This window comes from Ruegeria sp. BG5 (genome assembly GCF_056538425.1).
On the sequence record NZ_JBQFTC010000001.1, the window covers coordinates 1,924,986 to 1,938,580 of the forward strand.

Genomic DNA, 13,595 nt, shown 5'->3' on the forward strand with positions numbered 1-13,595 from the left:
AGGATAGAAAATTGGTGCAATTGCCTGTTGACGCCCCTGCGCGCCGACCATAATGTCCCTGCACGCAAAGAAGGAGCCTCTGGCGATGAGAACGCTAGTCGTAATCGTAGGAACCAAGCGCATGGGCCGGTAACGGTAAACCATAATCGAACCCATGCGCCTCCGAAAAAATCGGGGGCTTTTTTTATGCGAAACGCAAGACACATGTCGCGAACGGAGCAAAGCAGATGACACGTGAGATGACCGGCGCAAAGATGGTGGTTCAGGCCCTCAAGGATCAGGGCGTGGACACGGTATTCGGATACCCCGGCGGCGCCGTGCTACCGATCTATGATGAGATCTTTCTGCAAAACGACATTCGCCACATTCTGGTACGCCACGAACAGGGCGCGGTGCACGCCGCCGAAGGCTATGCGCGCTCGACCGGAAAGCCGGGCGTTGCGCTGGTGACATCCGGTCCCGGCGCGACCAACGCGGTGACCGGTCTGACCGACGCGCTGCTGGATTCGATCCCGATTGTGGTTCTGACCGGACAGGTTCCGACCTTCATGATCGGTTCGGACGCGTTTCAAGAGGCCGACACCGTCGGCATCACCCGCCCCTGCACCAAGCATAACTGGCTGGTGAAGGATACGGATTCCCTGTCCGCAACCATTCACGAAGCCTTTCACGTCGCCAAATCCGGCCGTCCCGGCCCGGTGTTGATCGACATCCCGAAGGACGTGCAGTTTGCAAGCGGTGAATACAACGCGCCGAAGCCGTCAACATCGCATTACCAGCCGGTTCTGAAAGGCGATCTGGAAGAGATCACCGAACTGGTTGCCGCAATGGAAACTGCCAAGAAGCCGGTTTTCTACACAGGCGGCGGCGTCATCAATTCCGGCCCCGCGGCCAGCCAATTGCTGCGCGAGCTGGTGGACGCGACCGGCTTCCCCATCACCTCGACCCTTATGGGTCTTGGGGCGTATCCGGCGTCGGGCGAAAACTGGCTGGGTATGCTGGGCATGCACGGGCTGTACGAAGCCAACATGGCGATGCATGACTGCGATCTGATGATCAATATCGGCGCGCGGTTCGATGACCGGATCACCGGGCGCATCGATGCGTTCTCGCCCAATTCGAAGAAAGCGCATGTCGATATCGATCCGTCCTCGATCAACAAGGTGATCCGCGTGGACATCCCGATTGTTGGCGACGTGGCCCATGTGTTGGAAGACATCCTGAAGGTCTGGAAGTCGCGCGGGCGCAAAACCGATGCGGCCTCGGTCAAGCAATGGCAGGCTCAGATCTCGGATTGGCGCAAGGTGAATTGCCTGGCTTTCACTGCCAGCGAAAAGACCATCAAACCGCAGCACGCGCTGCAGCGGCTGGAAGAGTTGACCAAGAAACACGACCGCTACATCACCACCGAAGTGGGCCAGCACCAGATGTGGGCCGCGCAGTACCTCGGGTTCGAAGATCCGAACCGCTGGATGACATCCGGTGGTCTGGGCACGATGGGCTATGGCTTCCCGGCCTCGATCGGTGTGCAGATGGCGCACCCAGATGCGTTGGTGATCAACGTGGCGGGTGAGGCGTCGTGGCTGATGAACATGCAGGAAATGGGCACCGCCGTTCAATACCGCCTGCCGGTCAAGCAGTTCATCCTGAACAATGAACGTCTGGGCATGGTCCGCCAGTGGCAGGAACTGCTGCATGGCGAACGCTATTCACATTCCTGGTCCGAGGCCCTGCCCGATTTCGTCAAACTCGCCGAGGCGTTTGGGGCGAAAGGCATCCTGTGTTCCGACCCTGCCGATCTGGACGATGCGATCATGGAGATGATCACCTATGACGGCCCGGTGATCTTCGACTGCCTGGTCGAAAAGCACGAAAACTGCTTCCCCATGATCCCGTCGGGCAAGGCCCATAACGAAATGCTGCTAGGCGAGGCCGAGACACAGGGCGTGATCGACTCCAAAGGCTCGGTTTTGGTATGAACTTATGAGAATTGACTCCTTTGAACTGAAGAACTGGAGAAACTTCAAATCCGCTTATTTGAAGCTTGAGACCGACACTGTTTATCTGGTCGGCTCAAACGCCGCTGGCAAATCCAATCTTCTTGACGCACTTAGGTTTATTCGGGACATATCAAAACCGATTGGCGGAGGGCTTCAGACAGCTCTGAGTGGTCGTGGCGGTTTTTCTAAAGTCCGCTGTCTTCATTCTCGAGGCACCAAGTCCGGAGGCGGAACTGATCTTGGCCTTAAACTCTCGCTCTCAGATGGCGACACAAGGTGGTCCTATGATCTAGCGATCAACTTTCCAAAAAGAGGAAGTCGCGAAGTACCCCTTATCGTTCATGAAATTGTCACCAAGAACGATATGAAAGTCTTGGAGAGGCCGCTGGATGCTGAGCGTGATGATCCAGAACAACTTGCGGTTACTTATCTGGAGCAAGCGGCCCAAAACGCACGTTTTCGGGAAATACCGAATTTCTTCTCCGAAATCACTTACGTTCACCTTGTGCCACAATTGGTGAAGTTTGGCGAACAAATCGCTGGACACTTGCTGCCAGATGACCCTTTTGGTCAGGCGTTTATGAAACGAATAGCTGACACCAACACTCGGACACGTGTTGCTCGGCTAAATCGCATATCGAACGCTCTCAAAGACATCGTCCCTGGCATTGACGGTCTTTCGTTTGAAAAAGACGGAGAAGGTCGCCCTCATTTGGAAATGCGTTACCAGACGTTTCGCCCACATGCTGCTAGGCAGCTGGAAGATCAGATGTCCGACGGCACCCTTCGCCTCATTGCTCTGCTATGGTTGTTGCAGGAAAAACGGACAGCGCCTTTACTTCTAGAGGAGCCCGAGCTCAGTCTAAACGAGGAAATCGTTAGGAAGCTACACACCATCTTTGCCAGAATAAGCAGCAAAACCAGCCAGATATTTGTCACAACACATAGTTATGCGTTGCTGTCCAACGAAGGCATACCCGGTGAAGGAATTCTGCGCGTTGAACCTAGCAATGAAGGCTCAAAGGTCTCTCCTCCGTCAAATGTTGAATTGGAAGCGATTCGCAATGGTGTGCCTGCAAGTGACGTAGTTCTCAATCGACCTTTGCGACAGCTATCTTTCGACATATGACGAAGCAGAAATACATCGCATTCAGCGGCGAAGATCAATTGAGCGAAGAATTGGCAAAAGCTTGCGTTAACCAATGCTTACCTGAGTACCAATTCATGAGTTGGCGACCAAGGCAGGGTGGCGCTTCGGGCGTGTTGAAGAACTTCGCCTCGTACGTAAGAACTGCCCAAGGGGTGCCAATATTTGTGTGTCTGGACCAAGATCAGAAGGAATGTCCCCCATCCTTTCGGCAGGAACTACTGAAAAAAAATAACTTATCGGATCTGCCTGACAAAATGATACTTAGCATCGCTACTCGAGAAGCCGAAGCATGGCTAATGGCAGACAGTATCAGATTGTCTCAGTTTCTCGATGTCAGCGTCAACAGCTTTCCGCAATACCCCGAGAATACTCTGGACCCTAAAGCCGAACTGCTGAAGATTGCAAAGAACAGTTCGAAGTACGCAGATGCGCTGTGCCCTATCGATGGCCTTGGTTCTAAAGTGGGACCAGAATACAACGAAGTGCTATGTGAGTTTGTCAAAAGATACTGGCGCCCTTCGATCGCTCAGAAAAACTGCCCCTCCTTGGCGAGAGCATTATCTCGCCTAGCCAATTTAAACAGGTGAAGACATGTCTGCCCTACATATCAAAAAAGGCTCCACCCGCCACTCGGCCTATAACCTACGGCCCACCTTCTCGGACGTTCAGGAACGCCACACAATCGCGGTTCTGGTCGAGAACGAACCCGGTGTTCTGGCCCGCGTGATCGGCTTGTTCTCGGGCCGTGGTTACAACATCGAAAGCCTGACCGTGGCCGAGGTGGATCACACCGGCCACCTGAGCCGGATCACCATTGTCACCGCCGGAACCCCGCAGGTGATCGAGCAGATCAAGGCACAGCTTGGCCGCATCGTGCCGGTCCATGACGTGCATGACCTGACGGTCGAGGGCCCCTCGGTCGAGCGTGAACTGGCCATCATCAAGGTGGTGGGCGAAGGCGACAAACGGGTCGAGGCGCTGCGGCTGGCTGATATCTTCCGCGCCAATGTGGTCGACAGCACGCTCAATTCGTTCATCTTCGAGATCACCGGTGCGCCGGACAAGATCGACGCCTTTGCCGATCTGATGCGTCCGCTGGGATTGATCGAGATTGCCCGCACTGGCGTCGCCGCCTTGCTGCGCGGCGACTAAAAAACCAACGCCCTGCCCCGGTTCACTGGTTGAAACCGGGGCAAGGACAGGCCTGACGTGCCAATATGCTGCCCCTGACAGCCTCTGATTGAGTTTATGTGCGTTAATTTTGTCATAACGCCGCCCTCTCTCGGATAAACATCAAACAAATTGGAATAAAGCCTATTGCCTTTGGCTTACGGCGCGTTAGCCTCGTGGCCGCAACGCGACGTGGGGATACGTTGCTTGGGGTCATCTTTACGATTGCTGATATGCGTACGGTTATCCGGACGCCGCTATCATGTTTTTGCAGGGAATTGGTAACGCCGGGGACAGACATGACCGACGACATTCGCAGCCCTGCTGAGCTTCGGGCCATGTTCGGTTCGAATCTCAGACAGCTTGCGCGACAGCATCCGTCTGTCTCGGCTCTGTGTCGGAAACTGGGAATCAACCGGACCCAGTTCAACCGCTATCTGGCAGGCGAAAGTTTTCCCCGCCCCGACGTTCTGGATCGCATCTGCCGGTTCTTCGACATTGATGCCCGAATTGTTCTGGAACCGCTGAACGACATCCCCAAGTCCGAGGGCCACCCGGCCAGTTCTGTCCTGACCCAGTTTCTTGGCTCTGGGTCCGAACCCAGCGCCGCGACCCCCTTTCCGTCTGGCTTTTACGCAGTTGTCGAAAGCCAGCCCCTTACGCCGCAAGTGTCGATGCTGTACGCAACCCGATTGCCGCAATGCACGTTGGTCCGCGGATACACACCGCGCGGCCTGATGCCCGGCGCACCGCCAAAAGCCCGCGAGATTCAGGGCATCGCCGCCAGTTCCGGGGATCACGTCTCGATCCTGACATCCCAACGCGGCGGGGCAAACAGCAAGATTTACGTCATCACCCCCGATGCAGATCACTGGCGCGGCACGGTGATCCGGCCGTCTACGGCGCAGGAGCCCAAACCGGTCATGTTGCAGCATCTTGGCCAGAACGCCGGTGCCGTGTTCCACACGGCCCGGCAATCCATGAAATCCAGCACGTTGTCCGCGCCGGGTGGGCTGGCTGTCAGCTAGCGATCTCGGCCTTGTCGGCTTGCGCGATTTCTCGATACAGGTGCCAGCTTGCGTGCCCCAACAGTGGCAGGACAATCAGCAGGCCCAGAAACCACGGAATCATGGCGACAAATGTCAGCACGGCAATGAACGCCCCCCATGCAAGCATCACGGCCTTATTTTCGGAAACATACGTAAAGCTGGCAATCATGGCGGTGACAAAATCCAGCTCGCGATCCAGCAGCATCGGAATCGACAGAACGGAAATCATGTAAAGAAGCGTCGCAAACACAGCGCCAACAACGGTGCCGACGGCCAGCATCGTCAATCCGTTCAGCGTCAGAAATACCTCGATCGACGTGGACACGTTCGTCATGGTCGACAGCCCCATGAACAGGGCAAAGATCATGTGACCCAGAAAGAACCAGAACAGAAACACCACCACAATAATGGCGCAGATCGAAGGCAGTTGACGGCGGCTTTGCTGTATCACCACCCCGAAAATCGCCTTCATATCAAGTGGTTCACCCCGTTCCAACCGGTGCGAGACCTCATACAGCCCAACCGCTGCAAAAGGTCCAAGCAACGGAAAACTGATGGCAGCCAGAACCAGCCAAAAGGTTGTGCCTGTTTGCACCGTCACCCAGGCCATCGCCCACCCGGCCAGAACATAGAACCCGGCAAATATCAGACCAAACACCGGCGCGCGGCGATAATCGGCCCAGGCCTGTCGCAAAGCGCTGCGCAACATCGCGGTGTTGACCGCTTGCATCTGTGGAACTCCAAAAGGCTTCTCCATCTCGTTTCCTCCCTCCCTGCCCGGCGCTATGGCATTGCCGGTCTTCTTTTTGGCCAATCGGTTGCGGCGTGATAAGCCGCGCCCAGCGACAACAACCGCGCGTCCGACCCGCGCGGCCCGAACAGTTGCAAGCCCATCGGCAACCCCTGCGCCCCAAACCCGGCCGGAACCGCCAGACAGGGCAAGCCAATCAGGCTGACCGGCACCGTCACGTGCATCCAGCGGTGATAAGTGTCCATTGCACGCCCGGCAATCTCGGTCGGATACGGTGTCTCAACCGCAAAGGGCCAGACCTGCGCGGCAGGCAGGATCAGCGCGTCATAGCTTTGAAATACCTCCGCCGCCGTCCGGAACCATTCGGACCGCACCACACTCGCCTGATGAACCTGCATGGCGGTCAGCGCCAGGCCCCGTTCCAACTCCCACAGCGCGCTGTCCTTCAAGGCCGAGCGTTGCCCGGACAAGGGCTCCAGACCCGTAGCAACCGACCAGGATCGCAGGGTGATCCAACTGTCCCACATCCGTTCGGCATCAAAGGGCGGCGGCACGGGCTCGACCTCAGCCCCCAGGTCTTCAAAGACCCGCGTGGCCACTTGGCAGAGGTCCAGAACCCCCTCCTCCATCGGAAACGCCCCGTCCCAATCGCCCAGCCACCCAATCCGAATACCGCTCAGATCGGCGGGTCTCACTGGTGAGACCGTTGCGCTTGAAGCAGCCAGAGGCAGGCGCGGATCAGGGCCTGAGATCACATCCAACAACAGGCCCAGATCCTCCGGGCTTCGCGCCATCGGACCCAAAGTCGACAACTGATGCAAAAACCCATCGCCAACCGGGTCCGACGGCACCCGCCCCCAGCTGGGCCGAAAGCCATACACATTGTTCCACGCTGCCGGGTTGCGCAAACTGCCCATCATGTCCGAACCATCTGCCAGCGCCACCATCCCCGTCGCCAAGGCCACCGCCGCCCCGCCCGAAGACCCGCCGCAGGTGCGCGCGGCGTCATATGGGTTCCGCGTCGCCCCATAGACCGGATTGAACGTATGCGAGCCCAACCCGAATTCCGGTGTATTGGTCTTGCCAATCAGGATCGCCCCCGCCGCCCGCATCCGCGCCGCGATCAGATCATCCGTGTCAGGCACAAACCCATCGAACAAAGGCGACCCCTGCGATGAGACAACACCCGCCACGTTGACCAAATCCTTCACTGCGATCGGCACCCCGTGCAACGGCCCGCAAATGGGCCCTTCATCCATCGCCTGCGCCTCGGCCAACAGCGCATCTTCGTCCCGCAAGGCGACAATGGCATTCACCACGCCATTCACCTGCCCGATCCGCTCCAGCGTCGCGCGCATCACCTCGACCGCTGTCACCCGCCTGTGCGACAGGTCAGAAATCAGCGTCCGCGCAGAATGGTCTGAGAGGTTCATATGGGCTCCGGCAGCAATGCAACTCACGTCACAATCAGCCTAGTCGGGCCGCAAGATCAATAAAACCCACTGTTTAAATACATCTTTCCCGGGTCAGCCTGCGCCGCCTGGATCCCCTTCATCTGGCTAAAAATATCTCGGGGGAGTCGCGGCTTGCCGCGGCGGGGGCAGAGCCCCCGACCCACTTAGTCGCCCTGCGCTTCGGACCGGCTTTTGCCTGCTACGTTCAATGCAAGTGTCGCCGCCATGAACCCGTCCAGATCCCCGTCCAACACACCTTTGGTGTCCGAGGTCTCATGGTTCGTCCGCAGGTCTTTCACCATCTGATACGGCTGCAAGACGTAAGACCGGATCTGGTTGCCCCAACCGGCATCGCCCTTCGCCTCATGCGCCGCATTGATGTCGGCATTCCGGCGGTCCAGCTCTTGTTGATACAGCCGCGATTTCAGCGCCTTCATGGCAATGTCGCGGTTCTGGTGCTGCGATTTCTCGGAACTCGTCACAACAATCCCGGTCGGAACGTGCGTGATCCGCACCGCCGAGTCGGTGGTGTTCACGTGCTGACCACCCGCACCCGAGGACCGATACGTATCAATCCGAATATCGGCTGGGTTCACCTCGATCTCGATATTGTCGTCCACCACCGGATAAACCCAGACCGAGCTGAACGAGGTATGCCGCTTTGCCGCCGAGTCATAAGGCGAAATCCGCACCAGCCGGTGCACGCCGCTTTCCGATTTCAGCCAGCCATAAGCATTGTGGCCGGAAATCTTGTAGGCAGCAGATTTGATCCCCGCCTCTTCGCCCGCCGTCTCGGACTGCAACTCGACCGTATAGCCCTTCTTCTCGGCCCAGCGCACATACATCCGCGCCAGCATCGACGCCCAGTCGCAGCTTTCCGTACCACCCGCGCCCGAGTTGATCTCGAGGAAGGTGTCGTTGCTGTCGGCCTCACCATCCAGCAGCGCCTCAAGTTCTTTCTTGGCCGCCTTGGCTCCAAGCGCCTTGATGGCCGCTTCGGCGTCCTGAACAACCTCTTCGTCCTCTTCCATCTCGCCCAGTTCGATCAGCTCGATATTGTCGTTCAGATCGGTTTTTATCGTCTCATAGGTCTCGATGGCATCGACCAGCATCTGACGCTCGCGCATCAGTTTCTGCGCGTTTTCAGGGCTGTCCCACAGGTTGGGATCCTCGACGCGCGCGTTGAATTCCTCAAGTCGGTGCGGTGCGGTTTCATAGTCCATGCGCTGCGCCAACAGCTCCAGCGACTTTTCGATTTCCGCCACGATATTCTGGGTTTCGGCGCGCATGGTCTTGTCCCAACTTGCTCAATCAGGCCTGCGTGATAGCAAGAGGTGAAGGCCACCACAAGACAGGCGAGAGGTGAATGCAGGCCCCACCGCAAGAGATTCTGGATCACTGGCGATTGACGATGGTCAGGCCCGTCGCCGAAACCGGTGCCGCGCGGGTGTGGAAGGTGCGCGATGCGAGCGGCGCGGATGTCGCGCTGAAACTCTATCTCCGCGCCGATCGGGGCAACGAAGCCTGTGGGGCCGATCTGTTGAGCGCGTGGCAAGACCGGGGTGCCGTTACAATCCTGCGAGAAACCGAAACGGCGATTTTGATGGAATGGCTCGAGGGCCCAACCCTCGGCGACATAGCCCGGCAAGGCGTGGTGATTGAGGCTCTGAACGCGCTGGCAGAAACTGCCACAAGGTTACACGCATCGCCACAACCAACACTGCAAGGGCTGCGCCCGCTTGCCGACGTCATGACACCCCTCTTTCAATACAGGTTCGCCCCGGGATGCCCAACGCCCCTGACGCAGGACATGACGCGCGCCATCGCTCTGGCCAAGCATCTGTTGGAAACCCAACCAACATCCCAGCCGCTGCATGGCGACCTGCACCCGGACAACGTCATCCTGACAGACAGCGGCCCACGTGTGTTTGATGCCAAAGGGTATCTGGGCGATCCCGCATTTGAACTGGCAAATGCAATCCGTCACCCGAAAGGAATGCCGGATTTGGTGCGCCAGTCAAAGCAGATCGAACGCTGCCTGACGCTCTATGCCGATGCTCTTGGTGTTTCGCGCGAACGGCTTGCCCAATGGGCGGCAGCCAAATGCGCCATGTCGATCTTCTGGAGGTCAAACGGCCTCGTCACAAGGGATGACGAGGCCGATCTTTTGCACTCATTTCTCAGGGCTGCGGATCAGTAAAGCCCGCCCGTCGTCACGTCGCCTTGCGTGGCCTTTGGCCCAACCGTGACCGTCTGACCGGTCGAGGTCTGCACCTGAACGCCTGCGCGCTGTACCTCTTCGAACAGCGGCAGGTCCGAGCCGATGGCAAAGCCACCGTCATAAATCCGGTCGATGAAGCCATCGACGCCATCCCGGAAATACTCGGCCACCACATAGTCGCCCGTTGCATCCGCAGGCAGGCGCGCACCGCTAAAGCGGTCGATCTTGATGAAATGACCACCTTCGGGCACTTCGAACGGGCCGCCACCATATTTCTCAACGGCCTTTTCCATGAAGCTCTGGAAGACCGGGCCGCACATGGTGCCGCCATAGGCCCCCCGGCCCATCGGGCGCGGACGGTCATAACCAATATAGCAACCGGCTACGATGTTCGAGGTGAAGCCAATGAACCAAGCGTCCTTCGACTCGTTGGTCGTTCCGGTTTTGCCCGCCGTTGGAACCGGCAGGTTCACATAGCGCGACGCAGTGCCACGATCCACAACGCCCTTCATCATCGAGGTCAGCTGATACGCGGTGATCGCATCCATGACCTGAGAGCGGTTGGTCTCGATGGTCGGCGACTCGTCTGGCTCCAGCCAGCTTGAGTTGCAATCCAGACATTGCCGGTCGTCATGGCGGTAGATCGTCTTGCCGAAGCGGTCCTGAATACGGTCGACCAGAGTGGGCTCGACCCGTTCACCGCCATTGGCGAACATCGCGTAGGCGGCGACCATTTTGTACAGCGTGGTTTCCTCGGACCCCAAGGAGTTGGCCAGAAACGCGCCCATCCGGTCATAGACCCCAAACCGTTCCGCATATCCGGCGACAACGGGCATCGTGACCTCTTGCGCCAGACGAATGGTCATCAGGTTCCGAGATTGCTCGATCCCCGTGCGCAGCGGCGTGGGACCATAGAATTTGTTCGACGAGTTCTTGGGCCGCCACAGGCCCTGCGGCGTGTTCACCTCGATCGGGGCATCCACAACGATGGTTGCCGGGCTGTAGCCACTGTCCAGCGCGGCAGCATAAACGAAGGGCTTAAAGGACGATCCCGGCTGACGCTGCGCCTGTGTGGCGCGGTTGAACACCGTATCCTGATACGAGAACCCGCCCTGCATCGCTAGAACACGGCCCGAGTTCACATCCATCGCGACAAAACCGCCCTGCACTTCGGGCACCTGACGGGCGGACCATTGGCCCTCTTCCCCGGCCATGACAAGGATCACGTCGCCGCGTTTGAAATTGTCGAAGAAGTTGCCCTGCATCCATTTGATGTCAGATCGCGGGATTGTGCCATCGGACGGGCCATCCTCGATCCCGACCGTCAACTGCTGTTCGGCCACGTCCATCACAACCGCCGGGTACCATTGGGTCGGCAGCACCACGTCGCGGGGGATTTCCATCAGCGCAAGCGCCTGACGCCACTGCGCCTCGTCCGCCAATTGTTCTTCTGGGATCACCTCGCCGGTTCCGCGCCATTTGCCGCGCGACAGGTCGTATTTCTGCAACGCTTCACGCAACGCGCGGGCGGCTTCGACCTGCATCTCTTCGTCAACCGAGGCGCGGACGGTGAAGCCGCCGGTAAAGAATTCACCCTCACCAAAATCCTCGCTTAGCTGACGGCGAATTTCATCGGTGAAATAATCACGCGGTGGCAAGGCGGTACGGAAGCTTTCGAAATCTCCGTTTTGAACCGAGCGCAGAGGCATTTCGACCTCGACCTCATAGGTCGCCTGATCGATATAGCCGTTCTGGTTCATCTCGCGCAGCACATAGTTGCGACGGGCCAGCAGGCGTTCCTTTTGGCGAACCGGATGGTAGTCAGACGGTGCCTTGGGCATGGCGGCCAGCATCGCGGCCTCATGCGGGGCCAGTTCCTGCAGGGTCTTGTTGAAATAAGTCTGCGCCGCAGCGGTCACGCCGTAGGAGTTCTGGCCCAGAAAGATCTCGTTCATGTAGAGTTCGAGGATCTGTTCCTTGTCCAACGTATCCTCGAGCCGGGTGGCGAGGATGATTTCCTTGATCTTGCGCTCGGCCCGACGGTCGCCAGACAGCAGGAAGTTCTTCATCACCTGCTGCGTGATGGTCGAGGCCCCGCGGACGGTCTCACCCTTGGTCCGAACCGCCTCAACCCCTGCCGCGATGATTCCGCGCGGGTCATAGCCCTGGTGGCTGTAAAAGTTCTTATCTTCCGCCGAAATAAAGGCCTGTTTCACCAGATCGGGAATTTCCTCGGACGGGGTGAACAAACGACGTTCCTGCGCGAACTCGTCGATCAACTGGCCTTCACCCGAGTAAATCCGGCTGATCGTCGGGGGCTTGTATTGGGCCAATGATTCATGGCTGGGCAGATCGCGGCCATACATCCAGAATACCGCGCCGATCACCAGCGCGGTCATGAAAATACCCAAAGTCACGAGGCTGAAGATCGCCCCGAAAATCGAAAGAATGAACCGGATCACGTTACTGCCTTTTTCTCGCGCTGCCGCCTATATAGGGACGCACCGCCCAAGGGTCAAAACCACGAGCGCATTCTAGCCGCTTTGCGCCCTCAGGTCACTGTCCAATCAGGGATCGTCTGATCACATCCTGCTGCCGCCAGTCTTCCAACCCCTGATAAATCCCCAGCGCCATCTGGGCGCGCCATTCGGGATTTTTGATGTTTTTCAGGTCTCTGGGGCTGGACAGAAATCCAAGCTCGACCAGAACCGAGGGGATGTCGGCTGCCTTGAGCACCGAGAAGGAGGCAGATCGCAAGGGTTTGCTGTTCATCGGCCCACCCTGCTGCGCCATGCCGTTCGCAACCGCCCGCGCCAGCGCATCCGTGCGCGGCTGGGTTTCCTGCCGCGCCAGATCTAGCAAAACGTCAGTGACTTGATCATCCGCCCCGCTCAGATCGACGCCGGACAGCAGATCCCCCCGATCATGCCGTTCGGCCAGTTTCAGACTGGCCATGTCCGAGGCCTCTTCCGACAGGGTATAGACCACCGCGCCATGGGCCTGCCCTTCGGACAGTGAATCCGCGTGCAGTGAGACAAACAGATCCACACCCGCCTGATGCGCCAGAGCGATGCGGCGTTCCAGCGACACGAAATGATCGCCGGTTCGCGTCAAATAAACCTCGTAACCGCCTGATCGCAAAAGCAGCTCGCGCAGTTCGCGGGCAAAGGTCAGCATCATGGTTTTCTCATCGATCCCGCCAACCTCGGCCCCCGGATCGATACCACCATGGCCCGGGTCCAGCATCACGCGCAGCGGTCGATCTGCATTTGGCGGGACCACTTTGGCGGTCACAGCCGGTTCCGGCAAATCCCAACCGGGATTGTGCGGCACGCCAGCCGAGGCATTGAAGGCGTCAAAATCGACCCCCTTCAGGTTCAGCGACAGCACCGCCGTCCCCGCATTTTGGTCGATTTTCATCTCGGCAGTGTCCACGGCCATCGGCGCACCCAGATCCAGCACCAAACGTGACCAACCGGGCACATAAGCCCCGAATTGCACGCCGCTGATCCGGTCCGATTGCAGGAAATCGTCACGGTTCAGGCCGCGCCAGTCGACTTCCTGAAAGTCCATGACCATGCGGTAGGGATCGCGCAGGGTAAAGATGCGGTACGGCACCCCCTGGCTAAGGCCCAGATCGACGCGGACACCCGTGCGCCCCGTATCCTCGATGCGGCTTTGATCTGGCTGAATACGCGCCAGCGCATTGAAATCCTGCGCAAACGCAGCACTGGCGAGCGCCCAGATCAGGGCGATGCAAAAGAAAATCCTGCTCATAGCCTCAAGTTTTCCCGAGATCG

General features: G+C 58.4%; 11 protein-coding genes. 6 read left to right on the forward strand and 5 right to left on the reverse strand.

The window, feature by feature from the left end:
• The first annotated feature begins 227 nt into the window (after window positions 1–227).
• The 5 genes from ACR0KX_RS09105 to ACR0KX_RS09125 all read left to right on the forward strand — a co-directional run bounded on the left by ACR0KX_RS09105 (window position 228) and on the right by ACR0KX_RS09125 (window position 5,348).
• Entirely contained in the window at window positions 228–1,979 is a 1,752-nt protein-coding gene (locus ACR0KX_RS09105) for an acetolactate synthase 3 large subunit (protein ID WP_170519251.1), read from the forward strand.
• Window positions 1,980–1,983: 4 nt separating this feature from the next.
• The gene (locus ACR0KX_RS09110; protein WP_170621964.1) at window positions 1,984–3,129 is read left to right on the forward strand and encodes an AAA family ATPase; all 1,146 of its coding nucleotides are present in this window, start codon (window positions 1,984–1,986) and stop codon (window positions 3,127–3,129) included.
• Window positions 3,126–3,737, forward strand: coding sequence for a hypothetical protein (locus tag ACR0KX_RS09115; RefSeq protein ID WP_170621965.1), 612 nt, complete (start codon window positions 3,126–3,128; stop codon window positions 3,735–3,737). The genes ACR0KX_RS09110 and ACR0KX_RS09115 overlap by 4 nt, the downstream gene beginning before the upstream one ends.
• 4 nt (window positions 3,738–3,741) lie before the next feature.
• The gene (gene ilvN / locus ACR0KX_RS09120) at window positions 3,742–4,302 is read left to right on the forward strand and encodes an acetolactate synthase small subunit (protein ID WP_170449999.1); all 561 of its coding nucleotides are present in this window, start codon (window positions 3,742–3,744) and stop codon (window positions 4,300–4,302) included.
• A gap of 317 nt (window positions 4,303–4,619) precedes the next feature.
• Complete coding sequence (locus ACR0KX_RS09125; protein ID WP_480580769.1) at window positions 4,620–5,348, forward strand: helix-turn-helix domain-containing protein; 729 nt, start codon at window positions 4,620–4,622, stop codon at window positions 5,346–5,348.
• Here ACR0KX_RS09125 and ACR0KX_RS09130 read toward each other — a convergent pair.
• The 3 genes from ACR0KX_RS09130 to prfB form a co-directional block, all read right to left on the reverse strand.
• A complete protein-coding gene (locus ACR0KX_RS09130) occupies window positions 5,341–6,126 on the reverse strand; it encodes a DUF2189 domain-containing protein (protein WP_170449997.1) in 786 nt (261 codons plus the stop codon). The genes ACR0KX_RS09125 and ACR0KX_RS09130 overlap by 8 nt on opposite strands.
• Window positions 6,127–6,152: 26 nt before the next feature.
• Window positions 6,153–7,553: an amidase gene (locus ACR0KX_RS09135; protein ID WP_170621966.1), complete on the reverse strand. Its 1,401-nt coding sequence runs from the start codon at window positions 7,551–7,553 to the stop codon at window positions 6,153–6,155.
• A 185-nt stretch (window positions 7,554–7,738) separates the two neighbouring features.
• A complete protein-coding gene (gene prfB / locus ACR0KX_RS09140; protein WP_170449992.1) occupies window positions 7,739–8,863 on the reverse strand; it encodes a peptide chain release factor 2 in 1,125 nt (374 codons plus the stop codon).
• 77 nt (window positions 8,864–8,940) lie between these two features.
• On the opposite strand from prfB, the gene ACR0KX_RS09145 reads away from it, so the two are divergent.
• Window positions 8,941–9,774, forward strand: coding sequence for an aminoglycoside phosphotransferase family protein (locus ACR0KX_RS09145; protein WP_170621967.1), 834 nt, complete (start codon window positions 8,941–8,943; stop codon window positions 9,772–9,774).
• Here ACR0KX_RS09145 and ACR0KX_RS09150 read toward each other — a convergent pair.
• Both ACR0KX_RS09150 and ACR0KX_RS09155 read right to left on the reverse strand, forming a co-directional pair.
• The gene (locus tag ACR0KX_RS09150) at window positions 9,768–12,257 is read right to left on the reverse strand and encodes a PBP1A family penicillin-binding protein (protein ID WP_170449988.1); all 2,490 of its coding nucleotides are present in this window, start codon (window positions 12,255–12,257) and stop codon (window positions 9,768–9,770) included. The genes ACR0KX_RS09145 and ACR0KX_RS09150 overlap by 7 nt on opposite strands.
• A gap of 94 nt (window positions 12,258–12,351) precedes the next feature.
• On the reverse strand, window positions 12,352–13,572 hold the full coding sequence (locus ACR0KX_RS09155; RefSeq protein ID WP_170449986.1) for an N-acetylmuramoyl-L-alanine amidase: 1,221 nt from the start codon (window positions 13,570–13,572) through the stop codon (window positions 12,352–12,354).
• Between the last annotated feature and the right edge of the window lie 23 nt (window positions 13,573–13,595).